Source organism: Lysobacter sp. TY2-98 (assembly GCF_003367355.1).
Taxonomy (GTDB): Bacteria; Pseudomonadota; Gammaproteobacteria; order Xanthomonadales; family Xanthomonadaceae; genus Cognatilysobacter.
On the sequence record NZ_CP031413.1, the window covers coordinates 2,360,261 to 2,379,833 of the forward strand.

Here is a 19,573-nt window from a genome sequence, read left to right on the forward strand (position 1 = left end):
AAAAAAAGGGGTGGCGCATGGCCACCCCTCTGTTTATTTCACACGCCGATCGGATTCGGCTTATCCACATCCAACCTGTACTGCTTGATCGCCCTCGCCACATCCTTCCCCGTCATCTTCCCTTCCGCCGCCAGCGCGGCGATCGCCGCGTGCGCGATGTGGAAGCGGTCGACTTCGAAGTGGCGGCGCAGGTTCTCGCGGGTGTCGCTGCGGCCGAAGCCGTCGGTGCCGAGCACGGTATAGCGCATGGGCACGTATTCGCGGACCTGGTTGGCGTAGGTGCGGATGTAGTCGGTCGCGGCGATGGCGGGGCCGGTGCGGCCCTGCAGCAGTGAGGTGACGTACGGAACGCGCTGCGTGTCTTCGGGGTGCAGACGGTTCCAGCGTTCGACGTCGACGGCTTCGCGCGCGAGTTCGGTGAAGCTGGGGCAGGACCAGATGTCCGCCGTCACGCCGAAATCCTTGTCGAGCAGTTCCGCCGCGGCGATGACTTCGCGAAGGATCGTGCCCGAGCCCATCAGCTGCACGCGCAGTTCGCCCTTCTTGGGCTTGGCGCCGCCCTGCAGCAGGTACATGCCCTTGATGATGCCGTCGGCCGCGCCTTCCGGCATTTCCGGGTGGGCGTAGTTCTCGTTCATCAGGGTGATGTAGTAGTACTCGTCCTGCTGCTCGGCGAGCATGCGCTGCATGCCGTACTGCAGGATCACCGCGACTTCGTACGAGAACGTGGGGTCATAGCTGCGGCAGTTCGGGATGAAGCTGGCCTGCACCATGCCGTGGCCGTCTTCGTGCTGCAGGCCTTCGCCGTTGAGCGTGGTGCGGCCGGCGGTGGCGCCGAGCAGGAAGCCGCGCGCGCGCATGTCCGCCGCCTGCCACGCGCTGTCGCCGATGCGCTGGAAGCCGAACATCGAGTAGTAGATGTAGAACGGCAGCATCTGCAGGTCGTTCGTCGAATAGCTGGTCGCCGAGGCCATCCAGCTGGCGAACGCGCCTGCTTCGGTGATGCCTTCTTCCAGCACCTGGCCCGCGGCGTCTTCGCGGTAGTACATGAGCTGGTCGCGGTCGACCGGCTTGTACTTCTGGCCGTGCGGCGCGTAGATGCCGAGCTGGCGGAACAGGCCTTCCATGCCGAAGGTGCGCGCCTCGTCGGCGACGATCGGCACGCAGCGGGGACCGACCTGCTTGTCGCGCAGGATGATGTTGAGCGCCTGCACGAACGACATGGTGGTGCTGATCTCGCGATCGCCCGTCGACTTCAGCAGACGATCGAACACTTCGAGCTTGGGCGCTTCGAGCGACTGCGTGGCCTTGCGGCGACGCTGCGGCAGCGCACCGCCGAGCGTGCGACGGCGCTCGAGCATGTACTCGACTTCCGGCGACTTCTCGCCCGGGTGGAAGAACGGTACTTCGCCGCCTTCGAGCTGCTTGTCGCTGACCGGAATGTTGAAGCGGTCGCGGAACGCGCGGATGTCCGCGTCGTCCATCTTCTTGGTGCCGTGCGTGGGGTTCAGCGCTTCGCCCGCGGCGCCCATGCCATAGCCCTTCACCGTCTTGGCGAGGACGACGGTGGGGATGCCCTTGGTCTGCGCGGCTTCGTGGTACGCGGCGTAGACCTTGTGCGGATCGTGGCCGCCGCGGTTGAGGCGCCAGATGTCCTCGTCACTCATGTTGGCGACGAGCGCGGCGGTTTCCGGGTATTTGCCGAAGAAGTGCTCGCGCGTGTACTTGCCGCCGAACGCCTTGCAGTTCTGGTACTCGCCGTCGACGGTTTCCATCATCAGCTGGCGCAGCCTGCCGGTGGTGTCGCGCGCGAGGAGCGGATCCCAGTAACTGCCCCAGATGACCTTGATGACGTTCCAGCCGGCACCGCGGAACTGGCCTTCCAGCTCCTGGATGATCTTGCCGTTGCCGCGCACCGGGCCGTCGAGGCGCTGCAGGTTGCAGTTGACGACGAAGACCAGGTTGTCGAGGCCTTCGCGGCCGGCGACCGAGATCGCGCCGAGGCTTTCGGGCTCGTCGGTTTCACCGTCGCCGAGGAAGCACCAGACCTTGCGGTCGGTCTTCGGCATCAGGCCGCGGCCTTCGAGGTACTTCCAGTTGCGCGCCTGGTAGATGGCGGCGATGGGGCCGAGGCCCATCGACACGGTCGGCAGCTGCCAGTAGTCGGGCATCAGCCACGGGTGCGGGTACGAGCTGACGCCGCGGCCGTCGACTTCCATGCGGAAGTGGTCGAGCTGGTCCTGCGTCAGGCGGCCTTCGAGGAAGCTGCGCGCGTACATGCCCGGCGAGCTGTGGCCCTGGAAGCCGATGAGATCGCCCGGGTGGTCGGCGCTCGGGGCGCGCCAGAAGTGGTTGAAGCCGACGTCATAGAGCGTGGCCGACGACGCGAACGACGCGATGTGGCCGCCAAGTTCGCCGGGCTTGCGGTTGGCGCGTACGACCATCGCCATCGCGTTCCAGCGCAGGATGGAGCGGATGCGCCATTCCATCGCGGCATCGCCCGGGCTCTTGGCCTCGAGGTGCGGCGGAATGGTGTTGATGTATTCGGTGGTGGGCGAGAACGGCAGGTGCGCGCCGGCGCGGCGGGTGAGTTCGACCATCCCTTCCAGCAGCTGGTGGGCCCGCTCCGGGCCCTCCCGGTCGATGACGGCGGAGATCGACTCGAGCCATTCGCGGCTCTCGGTCGGGTCCGGATCGTCGTGCAGCATTTCGGTGATTGCGCTGGAAAGATTGCCGATCATTCGTCCACGGCCCCTTGGCCGTTGCTGGTTGTGCAGGGGAAGGGCCGATTCTAGCAGTGGGGTCTGAGACGACTCTCAGCAGCGGTACGCACTGCAAACGAATACCGGGCGACGTACGCAGGCGGATGTTTTGCGTGTCACGCGACGTGTTGACCCGCGTCATCCAGGCCATGCCGACGGACGGCCGTTGACGTCTACTAACGGTTTCGTACTAAATGCGGCGTACACCGGAGAGCCGCATGTCGACCCCCCAACCCACCGAAGGCGAGCTCGCGCTGCTGCGCGTGCTCTGGGCCCGCAAGGCGCCCATGACCGTGCGCGAGGTGCACGCCGATCTTTCGAAGTCGAAGGACACGGCCTACACCACCGTGCTGAAGATGCTCACGATCATGGCGGACAAGGGCCTGGTGCATCGCGACGAGAGCGAGCGCAGCCACGCCTACACGCCGGTGCATCCGGAGCCCGTCGTGCAGCGCTCGCTGGTCAAGGACCTGGTGCGACGCGCATTCGCCGGTTCGGCCGCGACGCTGGTGCAGCGCGCGCTGGATGACGGCGTCGCCAGCGAACAGGAACTCGATGAGATCGCGCGGATGATCGCGGAAGCGAAAGCGCGTCGACAGGCGAAGTGATCGACATGGCCGCCAGCACGCAACTGCTCCTCGCGTCGGCGCTGTCGTCGGCGCTGCTGCATTCGCTGTGGATGGACGCGGTGATCGCGGGCGTCGCGGCGCTGGTGCTGGCGTTGATGACACGCGCGTCGGCGGCGTCGCGGCATTCGGTGGCGATGGCGTTCCTGGTCGCGATGGTGCTGGTGCCCGCGGGGTTCGCGGTGCGCGTGGCGACGGCCAGCGATGTCGGCACCGCGTTGCCGGTGCTTGCGCCGGTGCAGACGGTGCGTGCGGCAGCCGGATTGGTCGTGCAGGAGTCGACGCCGATCGCTTCGGTGCTCGTCGCGCTGTGGCTGGCGGGGGTGCTCGCGGTGCTCGTGTGGCGACTCGGCGGTTGGCGGTATGTCGACCGACTGGATCGCGTGCAGTGGGTGGCGTTGCCGGACTCGTTGCAGGCACGCGTCGACCAGTTGCGCGTTGCGTTGCGGATCACCCGCGACGTCTCCGTGCGCCTCGCCGATGAAGTGCTGGTGCCGTTCACCGCGCGCCTGGTGAAACCGGTGATCTGGCTGCCGTCGGAACTGCTGCGTCGCCTGCCGACCGCGCAACTCGAAGCATTGCTCGCGCATGAGCTCGCGCACGTCGCGCGGCTCGACTGGCTGTGGAACGGCGTGCAGTGCGTCGTCGAAGCCCTGCTGTTTTTCCATCCCGCGGCGTGGTGGCTCGGCCGGCGCATCCGGCTTGAACGCGAACACGCCTGCGACGACCTTGCGGTGGCGGCCTGCGGAGACGCCATCGCTCTCGCCGAAGCGCTCGCGCATCTCGAGCACCACCGGCATCCGACGCTCCGCTTCGCGCTTGCAGCAACGGGAGGTTCCCTCATGCAACGCATCACACGTTTGATCGCTCCAACATCGGCACCCGCGCGACGTGGCGCACGCGTCGCCGGGCTGCTGTTGCTCGTCGGTGGCGCACTCGCGGCCTGGCAGGTCGGCGCCGGCCCCAAGGGGGTGCACATCCAGGTCGAATCCAGCGGCAAGAACGGCAACGTGCCAGACGTGCGCGTCATCACCGATAACAACGGCAAGGTGATGCGTCAGTACCGGGGTCAGCTCAACAAGGACGGCAGCGTCGTCGAGACGTACACCGAGGACGGTGTCACCAAGCCCATCACCGCCAGGACGCGTCAGTGGCTGGCCGATGTTTCGCGCATCGCACCGCCGCCCGCGCCACCTGCACCTCCGCCGCCACCTGCGCCGATGGCGGCGCCTGCGCCGCCCCCTCCGCCCGCGCCGCTGCTGTATGACCCCGCGCATGACGCGACGACTGCTGCGCCCGCAGCACCCGCAGCACCCGCGTCGCCCGTCGCCCTGCCTGCGCCCGTTGCAAGCGCGGCGCCTGCAGCGCCGAACATGAGTGCTGCACCGCTACCGCCCGCGAAGCCGGCGCATGCAGCGCGCCCGACGGCTGCGCCCGCCCCGCACGCAGCGCCCGCGCTCGACGCCGACATCCCGGCGCCGCCTCCGCCGCCGGCACCGCCCGCGATCACCGACAGCGCCGAGTTCAAGTCGCTGCTGCAGAAGGTCAGCGCTGATCGCGGCGTGCAGGCCGCACTCGGCACGCCGATCCGCGTCAGCGGTCGCGAACTGCACGGCGAAATGAATGTCGACGATCAGCGTGGCCATGCGGACATGCGCATGACGCTGCGCGGCCCGAAGGGCGAGCGCATGGTGCATGTCGTCGCGAGCCGCAACGGCGGTGCGTGGTCGACGCAGACGGTCAACGTCGAAGGCCCTGCCCACTGAGTTTTTTTGTCCGCCAGTACTAATCCTTTCGTAGTCAAATCCGGCGGACTCGTCCGCCTCGACATGGAGAGTTCCACGATGCAACGACGGATTCTTTGCCTCGCCACGCTGCTCGCGCTTGCACCACTCGCGCGTGCGCAACACGTCGACGACAACGTGCCGATTACCGCGGCCGATCGTCACGACGTGATCGAAACGCTCGCGACGCAACTGCAGAAGCGCTACGTGTTTCCCGACGTGGCCGCGAAGCTCGCAACCACGCTGCGCGCCCGCGATGCAGGAGGCACGTACGCGAAGGACGCGACGATCGCCGCGTTCGGCAAGCACCTGGCCAACGACATGCGCACGCTCGGCGACGACGGCCACTTCAACATCCACTACGACCCGAACTTCAACCCGCCGACCGACGAGCGTCCGCCCTTCCCCGACGCCGCGGAGATCGCGCGCGGTCGCGAGGAAGTCGCCGAACGCGGCTACGGCATCGACAGCATCGCGCGGCTGCCGGGCAACGTCGGCTACATCGAAGTGCGCGGCTTCGGCCCGACCGAACTCGTCGCCGACGCGATGTCCGCCGCGATGACGCTGCTGCAAGGTACCGACGCCCTCATCATCGACCTGCGCCGCAACCACGGCGGCGAGCCGAACACCGTCGCGTACCTGATGAGCCACTTCTTCCCGGTCGGCGACCAGCGTCATCTCAACGACATCTACAGCCGCGCCGACGACAGCACGCAGCAGTTCTGGACCAACCCGAACGTGCAGCCGCGCTACAGCAAACCCGTCTACGTGCTCACCTCATCCGGCACGTTCTCGGGCGGCGAAGAGTTCGCGTACGACATGCAAACGCAGAAGCGCGCGACGCTCGTCGGCGAAACCACCGGCGGCGGCTCCAATCCCGGCGACATCTATCCCATCGGCCACGGCTTCGGCGCCTTCATCCCGCACAGCCGATCGATCAACCCGGTGACGCATACCAACTGGGAGCATGTGGGCGTCAAACCCGACATCGCCGTGCCGGCCGCAGATGCGAAGAAAGTCGCGCAGGTGGCGATCCTCAAGGATCTCGTCGGCAAGGCGACGGATGCGGACCGCAAGGCCGAACTGCAGGATGCGTTGGCGAAGGTGCAGTCAGGGAAGGACGACGCACCGGTCTATGCGTTGAGGCGGTGACGGCAGCGACGCTTCGCGGGTCGAAGCGTTGCGCGCTCAGGAGTGCGCCGGCTGCGGCTCGACCGCAGCACGGTGCAACACATCCGCAGTGAACGCATCGATCGCCGTGCGCAGGCGGTCGGGGAACGCGGCGTCGTTTTGCAGATACCAGGCACGCGCTGCGGCGCCGGTTGCATCGAGTTCCTCGTCACTCATCGCCAGCGCGCGTTCGATGGCTGCCTCGAGGGCGGCCTCGTCGACGAAGTAGGTCGTCGCCAAGTGCTGGGAGCCGGTGCGATTGCACGGCACGCAGATGCCCCGCGTCTCGTCGACCAACTCGTTCATCGGCGCGCCATCGGTGGTCAGCACGAACGCGCCGACGCTCATCGCCTCGACGAGGTAGTGACCGAAACCTTCCGTCTCCGAGCAGCAGACATGCACCCGGCTCGCGTTCTGCAGATTCCGCAGTTCGACATCGTCGATGTAGTCGATGCGGTGGGTGATGTTCGATACGGGCGGATCGATCGTGGTCGCGGTGCGTGGGCTCTGGACGATGACCAGCTGCGGCCATTCCGGATGCCGCTTCCAGGCCTCGATGAGGACGTTGGTCCCCTTGTTGACGCTGCGCCCGGCGAGATGGAAGAACGTGCGTTCGCGCTTTACCGCGGGGTCGAACCTGTCTTCGCTAGTGAAACCTATGTAGCGCGTCCATAGACCGCGCGCGGCGAAGATTGCCTCCGCGTGGCGGGTCTTGGCGAGAACGCCTTGCACCAGTGGCAGGCGTTCGACGTCGACGGGCACGCACCACTCGGGATTCGGAATGAACAGCGTCGCCACCGCGCTGCCGAGATCCTCGCGGCGCACGTGCTCGAGCATGATGTTCACGTCGTGCGCGGGGCGGCGCATCACCAGCTTGCGCAACCGACCGCGCCACGTCATCACCAGCGGCCTGAACCACTTGCGCAGCTTGCCGCGACCGATCGCGGTGACATGCACCGTGAACCCACGAGATCGCAGTGCCGAGGCGAGCAGTGCGAGATCGCGAGTCAGGCCGACCCCATTGTTCCAAGCGATGAGGTTCAGCCGCGGCAGCATTCCCTAGCTCCGTTTCGCGCCCTGCGCCGCGCGGATCTGCGCATCGACCGCCGCAATCGCGGTCATGTTGACGACGCGGCGCGGCGTCGATGCAGGGGTCAGGATATGCGCAGGCTTGTCGAGGCCCATCAGGATGGGGCCGATCGCGACACCATCGGTCATCACGCGGACCATGTTGTAGACGATGTTGGCGGCGTCGAGGTTGGGCATCACGAACAGGTTGGCGCGGCCGCGCAGGCGCGAGTTCGGGAACATGCGCACGCGCAGTTCGTCGTCCCAGGCGGTATCGGCCTGCATCTCGCCTTCGATCTCGAGCTTGGGCGCGCGTGCGGCCAGCAGCTCGCGCACCTGCGCCATCTTCCGCGCCGATGCGTTGTCGTGGCTGCCGAAGTTGCTGTGGCTCAGCAGCGCGACCTTCGGCTCGATGCCGAACAGCTTCATCCGGTACGTCGCCTGCAGCGTGGCTTCGGCGATCTGCTCGGCGCAGGGGTCGACCTGCACATGCGTGTCGAGGAAGAACCACGTGCCGAGGTTGTTGATGACCGCGGTCATCGCCGCGGTGCCGGTGACGCCGCGGTCGAAACTGAAAACGCTGCGCAGGTAGCCGAGCTTCTTGTGGAAGCGCCCGACGAGGCCGCAGATCATCGCGTCGGCTTCGCCGCGTTCGACCATCAGCGCGGCGATCAGCGTCGGCCGTGAACGCAACAGGTTCTTCGCCGCCGCCGGCGTGACGCCGCGACGCTCCGTCAGCGCGTGGTACTGCTGCCAGTAGCTGTCGAAGCGCGGATCCGAATTGATGTTGGTCAGTTCGAAATCGACGCCGGGACGCATGCGCAGGCCGAGGCGTTCGATGCGCGTGGCGATGACATCGGGGCGTCCGATCAGGATCGGTTTCGCGAGCTGTTCGTCGATAACGGTCTGCACCGCCTGCAGCACCGTCTCTTCCTCACCTTCGGCGTAGACGACGCGCTTCACATCGGCCCGCGCGCGGTCGTACACCGGCTTCATGATCAGGCCGGTGCGGTAGATGAACTGGCCGAGCTTTTCCTCGTACGCGCGCATGTCGGTAATCGGGCGCTTTGCCATGCCCGAGTCCATCGCGGCGCGCGCCACGGCCGGCGCGAGTTCGACCAGCAGGCGCGGATCGAACGGGCGCGGAATCAGATAGTCGGGGCCGAACTTCGGGACGTCGCCGCCGTAAGCGCTGGCGAGGTCACCCGCCTCCATGCGTGCGAGCTTCGCGATAGCGCGCACGCAGGCGAGCTTCATCGCCTCGTTGATCTCCGTCGCGCCGACGTCGAGCGCGCCGCGGAAGATGTACGGGAAGCAGAGCGCGTTGTTGACCTGGTTCGGGTAGTCCGAACGACCCGTCGCGATGATGCAGTCGGGCCGCACCTTCTTCGCATCTTCCGGCAGGATCTCCGGATACGGATTGGCCAGCGCGAGGATGACCGGCTTGTCGGCCATGGTCGCGACCATCTCGGGCTTGAGCACGCCGCCCGCGGAAAGACCCAGGAAGACGTCGGCGCCGACCATGATGTCGGCCAGCGTGCGCTTGTCGGTGTCGCGCGCGTAACGCTTCTTGTCCGGGTCCATGTGATCGCGACCCGTGTAGAGCACACCGTCGCGGTCGACCGCGAGGATGTTCTCCGGCTTCATGCCGAGTGCGACCAGCATGTCGAGGCAGGCGATACCGGCCGCACCCGCGCCCGACGTCGCGAGCTTCACGTCGCCGATCTTCTTGCCGACCACTTCGAGTGCATTGAGCACCGCGGCACCGACGATGATCGCGGTGCCGTGCTGGTCGTCGTGGAACACCGGGATGTTCATCCGCTCGCGCAGCTTGCGCTCGACGATGAAGCATTCCGGCGCCTTGATGTCCTCGAGGTTGATGCCGCCGAAGGTGGGCTCGAGCGAGGCGATGATGTCGACCAGCTTGTCGGGATCGCGCTCGTCGACCTCGATGTCGAACACGTCGATGCCGGCGAACTTCTGGAACAGCACGCCCTTGCCTTCCATCACCGGCTTGCCGGCGAGCGGGCCGATGTCGCCCAGGCCCAGCACGGCGGTGCCGTTCGAGATGACGGCGACGAGATTGCCGCGCGCGGTGAGTTCCGACGCCGTGTTCGGGTCGGCCACGATCGCTTCGCAGGCATAGGCGACGCCGGGCGAGTACGCGAGCGCGAGGTCGCGCTGGGTCACGAGCGGCTTGGTCGGGGCGACCTTGATCTTTCCGGGGGGGTCGGCCCGGTGGTACTCGAGGGCGGCCTGCTTGAGATCGTCGCTGGAGCTCTGGGTCATCGGGACGCGAAACCGGGCGGGCCCTCGATTCTAACCGCCGCCACCGGCCGCTTCGGACGCACGCGCACGGTTCGGGGCTCGAGCGTCAGAAATCGAGCAGGAAACCGCCCTCGTCGGCGATGCTGTCCAGGCGGATGCGATTGGCGAACAGCGAGAACGCGAGCATCCCGGCCAGCCCGTTGATGCGGGTTAGCCACGGCGGCATCCAGCGCGGCGGCAGCAGGGCACCGGATTCGAACAGGGGTTCGAAACGCTGGACGTCGGCCAGCGTCATCTTGCCCGCGAAGAGGTACCGGCACAGCGCGAGCTTGCGATTGCGCAGCGCCCAGCGGAAGAACGTGTGCACACCCACCAGGCCGCGCACGTAGACGGTGTCCTTGGTGAACGCATGGCCGCCCGTGGTGGGCACGCCACGGAAGATGCGCTGCGCCGACGAGAAGCTTTCCTGCGGCGTCTGCCCGGACTCGACGAAGTAGCGGAACACGTCGATGAAATCGGCGCCATCGAGTGCACGTGCCACCGCCTCGATGCGCAGCGAGATGCGTTTCATGCGCCCGATGTCGATGCTGCCGGTGATCTGCTCGGCGAAGGTCGCGAGGCCTTCCTGCGTCGCCGTGGTGCGCGGCGACGACAGCGACAGACTCGACAGCACCGGCTGCTCGCGGCCGTTGAGCGCGGTGATCGAATGCACGAACGCTTCGTGGTTGAGCAGCTGGTCGCGGTCGTACTGGCTGAAGTTCGCGCTGGCCCGCAGGCGGATGCGCGTCGCGCCCGCGGCGGCTTTCGCGATGAGATCCGGATCGAGTTCGACTTCGATGACGCGCTTGTTGAAGAAGTCGTCGAGATCGTTCTGCAGCTGCAGGCGAAGGGCCGTCGCGGAAATGCGGATGGTTTCCGACGGCGACAGCAGGCCGGCGTCGAGTTCATCCGCGATCGAAATGAAGTGCTGTGCGGCTTCGCGCGCAGTGGGACCGTTGCCCGGCAGCGTTTCGTTCGGCGTGCCGTACAGCTCCTTCGAATGAGCGAGAACGCGCGTCGTGCCGAGCTCTTCGCACATCAGCGCGGCGGTGCCCCAGTTGCGCGCGGAGTCGATCAGGTACTGGCCCAGCGGGTGCTGCGGATCGGCTTCGCGCACGATCGCTTCGAGTTCCCTGCGCGCCTCGCGGAAGTCACTCTTCGGGTAGGCGATGACGGGCGGCCGGGCGGTGCCGGCGGCGTAGTCGGCGAGGAATTTCGCTTCCTCGCCCGCCGGCCAGCTCACCAGCGCGAGCACGCGGATGTCGCGGGCGACGCGCACCATGCGGGCATCGAGTGCGGCGTGGTGCGCGACGTCCGCGGGCAGTTCCACGGTCGCCATCAATGCTTGCCGTACTTGTCGTCGAGGCGCTTGCTCAGCGCGCGCGTCTGCACCTTCGACTCCGCCTGCTGCTGGCGGCGCGTCGCCAGGCGATTGGCCGCGCCGGCCACCTCATCCGACAACTTGCGGAAGTTCGCGAACCGCTGCGGATCCAGCGTGCCGGCCTCGACCGCCGCACGCACGGCGCAACCCGGCTCCTTCTCGTGCTTGCAATCGCGGAAACGGCATTGGGCGGCGAGCGCTTCGATGTCGGCGAAGGTGTCGGTGACATCTTCCTCGCCGGTCGGTTTGAGTTCGCGCATGCCGGGCGTGTCGATCAGGCACCCGCCCTGCGGCAGCGGAATCAGCGCGCGATGCGTCGTCGTATGACGACCGCGCGAATCGTTTTCGCGCACCGCACTGGTCTTCATCTTGTCCAGTCCGAGCAGCGTGTTGGTGACCGTCGACTTGCCCGCGCCCGAGCTGCCCACCAGCACCGCGGTGCGACCGGCGCCGAGCCAGCGATCGAGTTGCGCGACGCTCGCCGCGTCCTTCGCGTTGACCGCGACCACGGCTAGCTGCTCGCCCACTGCCGCGCGCAGGATGGTCGCGGCCTCGGCGGCATCGGCCTTGTCGGCCTTGGTCAGCACCACCACCGGCTCGACGCCGCCGCCCTGCACCAGCAGCAGGTAACGCTCGATGCGGCGCGGATTGAAGTCGCCGTCGAGTCCGCACACCACGAAGGCGACGTCGATGTTCGCCGCGATCAGCTGCTGGCGGTAATGCTCGCCCGCGGCGCCACGCTTGATCGCCGACATGCGCGGCAGCAGCGCCACGGCCTTGGCGTGGCGGCGGCCGCCCTCGATCAGCAGCCAGTCGCCGACGCCGGGACGATCGGTGGGATCGGTGCGGCCTTCGCGATAGCCCGGCGGGCGCAGCCAGTCGCCCAGCGATTCGACGCTGAACGAGTCGTCGGGGCCGTCCAGGACGATGTAGCCGGTGCGGTGCTGTTCGACCACGCGGGCGGGACGGGCGTCCGGGCGGGCGTCGAGCGCCTCGCGCCAACCGTCGGGGCCCGCGTCGACCGTCACCGGCCAGCCGATCGCCTGCAACGCGGCGAGGTCGGATGTGAAAGCGGCGGTGGTTTCGGTCATGCATGGATTCTAGCCAGACCGCACCCCCCGCCGTCCGCCGGCTGCGACACGTTTTCCGGTAGGCTGGCCGCCATTTTCCGCGTACCAGCGCCGCTTCCATGTCCCACGCCCTCAAGACCCGCGAACGCCTCTCCGAAGTCCGCTACGAAATTCGTGGTGAACTCGCCCGGCGAGCCCGCGAGCTGGAGGCCCAGGGCCGCAAGCTGATCAAGCTCAACATCGGCAACCCCGGCGCGTTCGGGTTTCGTGCGCCCGAGCACCTGCAGCGCGCGATCACCGAGCGCATCCACGACACCGATCCGTACACCCACCAGCAGGGCCTGCCCGCGGCGCGCGAAACGCTGGCCGACTACCACCGCCGCCGCGGCACGCCCAATGCGTCGCCGGAACGCGTGTTCATCGGCAACGGCGTCAGCGAGCTGATCGACCTGTCGTTGCGTGCGCTGCTGAATCCGGGCGACGAAGTGCTGGTGCCGTCGCCGGACTACCCGCTGTGGACGGCCGCGACCATCCTCAACGACGGCTGCGCGGTGCATTACACCTGCGCGCCGGAGAACGGTTTCCTGCCCGATCCGGACGAGATCGAGCGCCTGGTGACGCCACGCACGCGCGCGATCGTCGTCATCAACCCGAACAATCCGACTGGCGCCGTCTATCCGCGCGAGCTGCTCGAACGCATCGTCGCGATCGCCGCGAAGCACAAGCTGCTGCTGATGTCGGACGAGATCTACGACGAAATCCTCTACGACGGCGCCGAATTCCAGCCGCTCGCGCCGCTGGCCGGCGACGTGCCCTGCCTGTCGTTCGGCGGCCTGTCGAAGGTGCACCGCGCCTGCGGCTGGCGCGTGGGCTGGGCGGTGCTGAGCGGCGATCCGCTCGCGATCGGCGACCTGCACCACGCGATGGACCTGCTGGGCGCACTGCGCCTGTGCGCGAACGTCCCCGGGCAGTTCGCGATCGATGCGGCGCTGTCGGGCGCGTCAACCATCCATGCACTCACCGCACCGGGCGGCCGTCTGTACGAAGCGCGTCGCGCGGTCGACGAAAGCATCGCCGCAAGCCGTCACCTGCGCATGGCGACGCCTGCGGGCGCGCTCTATGGCTTCCCGCAGGTGGTGGGCGACGCCGCGATCGATTTCGACGATCAGGCGTTCGCGCTCGAGATGCTGGAAAGCGAAGGCGTGCTGATCGTCCCCGGCACCAGTTTCAACATGCGCGACCGCGACCATTTCCGCGTGACGCTGCTGCCCGAGCCCGACCAATTGCGCGAAGTGTTCGCGCGCATCGACCGCGTGCTCGAGCGCCGCGCGCAGGCGGCGAACGCGAGCCGCGTGCAGGTCGCCTGACATGCGCGCACTCGCGCTCGGCGACAGCTACACCTGCGGCGAAGGTGTCGAGCCGGCGCATCGTTGGCCGGTGCAGCTGGCGCGCGCACTGCGCGACGGTGGCGTCGACGTCGGCGAGCCGCACGTGATCGCGACGACGGGCTGGAGCACCGAGGAACTGGCGCTCGGCATTGCCGCGGCGCAACCACTGGGCACCTACGACTTCGTGACGCTCGGCATCGGCGTCAACGACCAGTACCGCGGGCATACCACCGCCGAGTACCGCGCGCAGCTGAGCCCGCTGCTCGACACCGCCACTGCGCTTGCGGGCGGACGCCCTGACCACGTGCTCATGCTCTCCATTCCCGACTGGGGCGTTACTCCCTTCGCGCGCAACGAAGGCCGCGACAGCGCGCAGATCGCGCGCGAGATCGATGCGTTCAACGACGTCGCGCGCTCGATGTGCGAGGCACGGCGCATCCCCTTCGTCGACATCACGCCGGCCAGCCGCGAACGTGGCGATGCGGACGCGATGGTCGTCGCCGACGGCCTGCATCCGTCGCACGCGATGTATGCGCGCTGGGTGGACGTCGCGCTTCCGGTCGCCCATCGCCTGCTCGGCGATACCGCGTGACCGCGGTTCTGGAGACGCGCCCCCTCGACGGCGCGCGCGCCCGCAGCATCGCCCGTGCTTTCCTGCCCGATGGCGCGTTCGGCAATCGCTGGAACTACTTCTACACGCGCACCAAGCTCGGCAGCGATCCCCTATATCCGGCGGTCGCCGATGCGTTGCGCGACACGACCGCGCCGCTGCTCGATCTCGGTTGCGGGCTCGGCCTGCTGGCGCACACGCTGCGCGAGGACGGTGTCGACCTGCCGTACCGCGGCGTCGATATCGATGCGGGAAAGATCGCGCATGCGCGTCGTGTTGCCGATCGCGCCCGACTGCGTGATGTCACGTTCGATGCGGTGGACCTCAGCCGCGTGATGCCCGAACACGCCGGCAGCGTCGCCCTGCTCGACGTGCTGCAGTACGTCGACACTCCGGCACAGATCCGCATTCTCGATACGGCGACGGCGATGGTCGCGCCGTGTGGGAAGCTGTTCATTCGCAGCGGCCTGGAAACGCCGGGCTGGCGCGCGCGTACCAGCAAGGCGTTCGACACGCTGGCCGCGGTCGCCGGCTGGATGTATTCGGCGCCGCGTCGTTATCCCAGTGAAGCCCTACTGCGCGATCGCTTGGATGCCGCCGGTCTGCGTTACGCGATCACGCCACTCAACGGCAACACGCCGTTCAACAACTGGCAGATCGTCGCCTGGCGCGAGTGATCGCGCTTCAGTCCGCGACGCTGGAGTGCGCGCGCGGCAAGGTCGGGCCCGGCGTCGACGCCATCGGCACGGGCAGCACGCAGCGATAACCGAGTTCATCGAACCGCTGCAGCATCAACGCGAGCGTTTCGAGGTTGCCCCCATGCTTTGCGCCTTCATGCGCCAGCACGATCACGCCCGGCGCCAGCAGACGTTCGACGCGGCGCACCACGCGCTTCGGATCCGACACCGCCCCATCGAAGCCACGTGCCGTCCATGCGACGCGCGCGAGTCCGAGCTTCTGCAGCGGTGCGGCCACGAACGGATTGGCCATGCCGACGACCGCGCGGAACCATACCGGTGGCGTTCCAGACAGCTCCGTGAGCGTCGCTTGCGCGCGATGAATCTCGTCGCGCATCTGGCCGGGGCCGAGCGCCCAGAAGCGCGCGGTGGGATGCGAGTCGCTGTGGTTGCCGATGCCGTGACCGCGGCGGGCGATCTCGCGCACGTGGTCGGGATGTCGGCGCGCCCGCTCGCCGACCAGAAAGAACGTCGCGCGTGCGCCGTGCGCGTCGAGCAGGTCGAGCACGGCCGGCGTGTCGTCGGACGGGCCGTCGTCGATCGTCAGCCACAGCACGCGCTCGTCGGTTTGGAAACGCGTGAGCGCAGGCCCGAACAGCCGCGAATCCGGCCGCAACGTGCCCCAGACCATCGCCAGGTGCGAGGCGACCAGCAGCGGCAGTCCGTACTGCCATCCGTAACGCCACCACAAGGCGAACGCGAGCACGTGCGCGGCCATCAGCCCGATCCACCACGCATGGGGATAGCGCGGCACGCGGTGGAGAGCGACGGCTGGAACGGTCATGCCCGCATGATGCCACGCCGGTCGGAAGGCCCCGCGCCGTAGAATGAGCGTTCGCTTTCCTGAAGGTTAACGTCATGTCACTTGACCCCGCCCTGCGCACCCGCATCGACACCCTGCTGCAGGCGAACCGCGTCGTCCTCTTCATGAAGGGCGATCCCCGCATGCCGCAATGCGGCTTCTCGGCGAAGGCGTCCGGCATCCTCAACGGGCTCGGCATCGACTATGCGCACGTGGACGTGCTGGCCGATCCGGAGATCCGCGAAGGCATCAAGGCCTATGGCGACTGGCCGACCATTCCGCAGCTGTATGTCGACGGCGAACTCGTCGGCGGCAGTGACATCGTGATCCAGATGGCGAACTCGGGGGAGCTGCACACGCTGCTCGGCGTGCAGGCGCCGGACCGCACTCCGCCGTCGATCGAGATCACGCCGGCCGCCGCCGACATGCTGCGCAGCGCGATCGCCGACGCCGGTCCCGGCTATGCGCTGCAGGTGTCGGTCGACGCCGATTTCCGTGCGCAGCTCCAGCTCGGACCGATCGATCCGCAGGCGATCGCAACGGAAGTCGACGGCATCCGCGCGCAGTTCGATCTCGCCAGTGCGCCGCGCGCACAGGGCCTGCGCATCGACTGGGTCGACGACGAGCGCGGGCGCGGCCTGGTGGTCGAGAATCCGAAGGCGCGCACGGTAAAGTCGATCACCGCCGCCGACGCCGCGCGCATGCTGGGCGACGGCGCGATCACGCTGGTCGATGTGCGTCCGCCGGAGGAGCGCGCCATCGCTTCGGTGCGCGTGCCGTTCTCGGTGCTCGATGGCAACGCGTCGGCGGAGCTCGAAGCACTGCCGAAGGACACGCCGCTGGCGTTCATGTGCCACCACGGTCGTCGCAGCGCGGCGGCCGCCGAGCATTTCCGCCGGCTTGGCTTTACGAACGTCCACAACGTCGAGGGCGGCATCGAGGCGTGGTCGCAGCAGGTGGATGGCGCGGTGCCGCGCTACTGAGTGGCGTCGCTGCCTGCAGAAAAACGGCCGCGTCTGCGGCCGTTTTTGTTTCCGATGTCAGCCGGCGAATCCGCCGCTGTCCAGGAAGGCCTGCTCGTCCGCTGTAGTCGCGCGACCGAGCGCAGCATTGCGATGCGGGAAACGGCCGAAGCGCTCGATGATGTCGAGGTGCAGCTTCGCCCACTGGTCCGCATCGGGTGCACTGAGCCGGTCGCGATGCAGCTCAACGGCGCGACGCTGGTCGTCGAGCGCTTCCGAATGCTCGAACGGCAGGTAGAGGAACGGACGAAGCAGTTCCTCCGTCGCAAGGTCGAAGCCGGCGTCGATCGCCTGCTGTGCGATCGACTTCGCCAGCGGGTCGGTGGCGTACGCATGCGCGCTACCGCGGAACGCATTGCGTGGAATCTGGTCGAGCAGGATGACCAGTGCGAGCGCCCCGGTCGCATCGTTGCGCCAGTCGTCCAGCTCACCGCGCGCCGCCGCGAAGTGCAGGTCGAGCACGCCGCGGCAGCACGCGTCGAACGTGTCGTCGCGCGTGAACCATTTCGACGGACCCGCCTCGCGCCAGAACGCGACGACATCGGCGGCGGTCGTGATCACGTCATTCACCGAGTTGCGTCTCCAGTTCGGCGATCCATGCGGCGGTGAGGCTTTCCAGCGTCACCGCCTGGATCAGGGCGCGGATGGGACCGCGAGCATAGGACTGTGCGATGAAAAGCGCATGCCGGTCGCGGAACGCCAGCCACGCGGTATGCGTGCGATCGAACGCGACCTGGCCATCGCCATCGAGCTGGCCGCGCAGGCGCGCGACGACGCGATGCAGGCGCGCATCCGCGAACAGCAGGCGCTCGCGCGCCTGCGCGGTGAATTCGTCGTCCTGCAGCACTTCGACCGCGCCGCGTTCGATCACTTCCTCGGCGCGTGCGAGATAGCCGTCCGCGATCTCCACCGCGGTTTGCGCCTTGCCGACGAGGCCGGCTTCGAACCGCTGCAGATCCCCGAGGCTGGTCTTCGACCCTTCCAGCCCCTGCTTGAGTGCCAGCAACTTCTGGTTGCGCTCGATGGTTTCGGTGGTGCGCCGACGTTCGACCTGGCGCTGGATGAAATAGAAGATCCACGCCAACGCCGCGCCGAGGATCACCAGGAAGGCATGCTCCATGTCCCGCTCCTGTCTGGGGTGACAGTCTCGGGCGCGAAGGTCTCAGGGGTCGCGACGTCGAATGCCGTCGGTCGGTTGGACTAGAGTGTGGACATGAACCGTCGACGCAAACTACAGCCCATCGCTATCGCATGTTTTGCGACGGCGCTTGCGGCCGGAATGAGCGCGTGGGTGGTTACGTCGCGCGCTCGGGGCCCCGTAGCGATATCGCTCGACCACGCGTGGATTCCTCTGCCGCGATCGGGAATGGACGCCACGAACTACGATGTCCGGAGCGTCATCGAACTTGCCGGACACAGCGCGCGGGCCGAGGGCAGTGACGATCGCCCCCTCGCGACCACCTGTGGTCAATCCACCGATGAATCGACGGAACCCCACTACCGGGTGACCATCGGAGACGGGTTCTTCAATCCGCCTTACCGCACGTGGCGTGTCGACATCCTCGTCCACGGCGAAGAGGCGGACCTGTCGGTGCGCGAGGCCCCAATTCCAATACCGCCCCCACCACCTCTGGACGCGCCGGCCGCGCCGTTCAGACGGTGGGTTGCACCTGCCGCAACGCGCACCGTCCCGACACGTTCACTGGAAGCGATTCGAACGACGTGGAATTCCGACGAGATCTGGCATTCGCCGCAAGGGAATACCGGGTGCACGGATGGTCGCGACTCGCTTCTCGAGGCCTGCATCGGCGGGCGCTACGCCGCGCGCGACCGCCACTGCGGTTCGGACCGCAAGGTTGACGAGCTCTGGCGTGCGCTGCTGCGCACCGTGCCCGCACCGCCTCCGGGCGCTTGGAGCCCATGACCCACTAATGACTACTCATCAAACTTCAAATGCTTCACCGACTTCCCATGTCGGCGAATCAGGCGAAGCGCTTCGATACCCACCTGAATGTGGTTGTCGACGAAGTCCGCAGTCACGCGCGCGTCCGACTCGGCGGTCTTGACGCCTTCCGGCGTCATCGGCGCATCCGACACGAGCAACAGCGCGCCGCAGGGAATGCGATTGGCGAAGCCGGCGGCGAAGATTGTGGCGGTCTCCATGTCGATCGCCATGCAGCGCAGCTTGCGCAGGTAGTCCTTGAACGCTTCGTCGTGTTCCCAGACGCGACGGTTGGTCGTGTAGACGGTGCCGGTCCAGTAGTCGTGGCCGAGGTCGCGGATCATCGTCGACACGGCGCGCTGCAGCGCGAACGCGGGCAGCGCCGGCACTTCCGGCGGCATGTAGTCGTTCGACGTGCCTTCGCCGCGGATGGCGGCGATGGGCAGCACGAGGTCGCCGAGCACGGTCTTGCGCTTCAAACCGCCGCACTTGCCGAGGAACAGCACGGCCTTCGGCGAGATCGCCGAGAGCAGGTCCATGAGCGTCGCCGCGTTCGGGCTGCCCATGCCGAAGTTGATCATGGTGATGCCGTCGGCGGTGGCGCTCGGCATCGGCTTGTCGAGGCCGACGACGGGCGCGCCCATCAGGCGGGCGAAGGTCTGCAGGTAACCACCGAAGTTCGTCAGCAGGAGGTGCTGGCCGAACTCCTCGAGCGGAACGCCGGTGTAGCGCGGCAGCCAGTTGGCGACGATCTGGTCTTTGTCTTTCATCGTTTTCGTCCTTTTTTTCTTTGCATGGTCGCACGAGGCGGGCCACCGACCCAGAAGCCGGCGTGCGGCGACGCATTGCCCGAAGCGCCACCTGCGTCGATGCCGGCATGACCAAGGGCACGGTGACGATCGGC

17 protein-coding genes are annotated in these 19,573 nt (G+C 67.5%); 8 read left to right on the top strand and 9 right to left on the bottom strand.

Translation table 11 applies throughout. From position 1 onward, the window contains the following. Positions 1–38: 38 nt before the first annotated feature. Complete coding sequence (gene aceE / locus DWG18_RS11475; protein WP_115647316.1) at positions 39–2,741, bottom strand: pyruvate dehydrogenase (acetyl-transferring), homodimeric type; 2,703 nt, start codon at positions 2,739–2,741, stop codon at positions 39–41. A 239-nt stretch (positions 2,742–2,980) separates the two neighbouring features. On the opposite strand from aceE, the gene DWG18_RS11480 reads away from it, so the two are divergent. The 3 genes from DWG18_RS11480 to DWG18_RS11490 all read left to right on the top strand — a co-directional run bounded on the left by DWG18_RS11480 (position 2,981) and on the right by DWG18_RS11490 (position 6,324). After that, positions 2,981–3,370, top strand: a complete 390-nt coding sequence (locus DWG18_RS11480; RefSeq protein WP_115647317.1) for a BlaI/MecI/CopY family transcriptional regulator — start codon at positions 2,981–2,983, stop codon at positions 3,368–3,370. Between the two features lie 5 nt (positions 3,371–3,375). After that, positions 3,376–5,154: a cytochrome c oxidase assembly factor Coa1 family protein gene (locus DWG18_RS11485; protein ID WP_162823818.1), complete on the top strand. Its 1,779-nt coding sequence runs from the start codon at positions 3,376–3,378 to the stop codon at positions 5,152–5,154. A 78-nt stretch (positions 5,155–5,232) separates the two neighbouring features. Further along, a complete protein-coding gene (locus DWG18_RS11490; protein ID WP_115648156.1) occupies positions 5,233–6,324 on the top strand; it encodes a S41 family peptidase in 1,092 nt (363 codons plus the stop codon). Between the two features lie 36 nt (positions 6,325–6,360). Here DWG18_RS11490 and DWG18_RS11495 read toward each other — a convergent pair whose 3' ends face one another. From DWG18_RS11495 to rsgA, 4 genes are all read right to left on the bottom strand, one after another. After that, positions 6,361–7,398 carry a glycosyltransferase gene (locus tag DWG18_RS11495; RefSeq protein WP_240318516.1) on the bottom strand — a complete coding sequence of 346 codons (1,038 nt, stop codon included), beginning with the start codon at positions 7,396–7,398 and terminating at the stop codon, positions 6,361–6,363. Between the two features lie 3 nt (positions 7,399–7,401). After that, a complete protein-coding gene (locus DWG18_RS11500) occupies positions 7,402–9,699 on the bottom strand; it encodes an NADP-dependent malic enzyme (protein WP_115647319.1) in 2,298 nt (765 codons plus the stop codon). Positions 9,700–9,784: 85 nt separating this feature from the next. After that, positions 9,785–11,056, bottom strand: coding sequence for a flavohemoglobin expression-modulating QEGLA motif protein (locus tag DWG18_RS11505; RefSeq protein ID WP_115647320.1), 1,272 nt, complete (start codon positions 11,054–11,056; stop codon positions 9,785–9,787). After that, entirely contained in the window at positions 11,056–12,189 is a 1,134-nt protein-coding gene (gene rsgA / locus DWG18_RS11510) for a ribosome small subunit-dependent GTPase A (RefSeq protein WP_115647321.1), read from the bottom strand. The genes DWG18_RS11505 and rsgA overlap by 1 nt, the downstream gene beginning before the upstream one ends. A gap of 98 nt (positions 12,190–12,287) precedes the next feature. Here rsgA and DWG18_RS11515 point away from each other — a divergent pair, with 98 nt between their 5' ends. The 3 genes from DWG18_RS11515 to DWG18_RS11525 are packed head-to-tail and all read left to right on the top strand — an operon-like array spanning position 12,288 to position 14,843. Continuing rightward, a complete protein-coding gene (locus DWG18_RS11515) occupies positions 12,288–13,535 on the top strand; it encodes an aminotransferase class I/II-fold pyridoxal phosphate-dependent enzyme (RefSeq protein ID WP_115647322.1) in 1,248 nt (415 codons plus the stop codon). A 1-nt stretch (position 13,536) separates the two neighbouring features. Continuing rightward, the gene (locus tag DWG18_RS11520; protein WP_115647323.1) at positions 13,537–14,148 is read left to right on the top strand and encodes an SGNH/GDSL hydrolase family protein; all 612 of its coding nucleotides are present in this window, start codon (positions 13,537–13,539) and stop codon (positions 14,146–14,148) included. Next, a complete protein-coding gene (locus DWG18_RS11525; RefSeq protein ID WP_240318517.1) occupies positions 14,145–14,843 on the top strand; it encodes a methyltransferase domain-containing protein in 699 nt (232 codons plus the stop codon). Before DWG18_RS11520 ends, DWG18_RS11525 begins: the two co-directional genes overlap by 4 nt. 7 nt (positions 14,844–14,850) lie before the next feature. On the opposite strand, the gene DWG18_RS11530 is transcribed toward DWG18_RS11525, so the two are convergent. Beyond that, positions 14,851–15,687, bottom strand: coding sequence for a polysaccharide deacetylase family protein (locus DWG18_RS11530; protein ID WP_115647324.1), 837 nt, complete (start codon positions 15,685–15,687; stop codon positions 14,851–14,853). A 74-nt stretch (positions 15,688–15,761) separates the two neighbouring features. On the opposite strand from DWG18_RS11530, the gene grxD reads away from it, so the two are divergent. Beyond that, positions 15,762–16,688 (top strand): Grx4 family monothiol glutaredoxin, encoded by a 927-nt coding sequence (gene grxD / locus DWG18_RS11535; RefSeq protein ID WP_115647325.1) that lies wholly within the window; start codon positions 15,762–15,764, stop codon positions 16,686–16,688. A 57-nt stretch (positions 16,689–16,745) separates the two neighbouring features. On the opposite strand, the gene DWG18_RS11540 is transcribed toward grxD, so the two are convergent. After that, positions 16,746–17,285, bottom strand: coding sequence for a DUF924 family protein (locus DWG18_RS11540; RefSeq protein ID WP_205289447.1), 540 nt, complete (start codon positions 17,283–17,285; stop codon positions 16,746–16,748). Positions 17,286–17,289: 4 nt separating this feature from the next. Further along, positions 17,290–17,847 carry a lysozyme inhibitor LprI family protein gene (locus DWG18_RS11545; protein ID WP_115647327.1) on the bottom strand — a complete coding sequence of 186 codons (558 nt, stop codon included), beginning with the start codon at positions 17,845–17,847 and terminating at the stop codon, positions 17,290–17,292. 246 nt (positions 17,848–18,093) lie between these two features. Here DWG18_RS11545 and DWG18_RS15320 point away from each other — a divergent pair, with 246 nt between their 5' ends. Continuing rightward, positions 18,094–18,651 (top strand): hypothetical protein, encoded by a 558-nt coding sequence (locus DWG18_RS15320; protein ID WP_162823819.1) that lies wholly within the window; start codon positions 18,094–18,096, stop codon positions 18,649–18,651. 11 nt (positions 18,652–18,662) lie between these two features. On the opposite strand, the gene DWG18_RS11550 is transcribed toward DWG18_RS15320, so the two are convergent. Beyond that, positions 18,663–19,439, bottom strand: coding sequence for an AMP nucleosidase (locus DWG18_RS11550; RefSeq protein WP_115647328.1), 777 nt, complete (start codon positions 19,437–19,439; stop codon positions 18,663–18,665). Between the last annotated feature and the right edge of the window lie 134 nt (positions 19,440–19,573).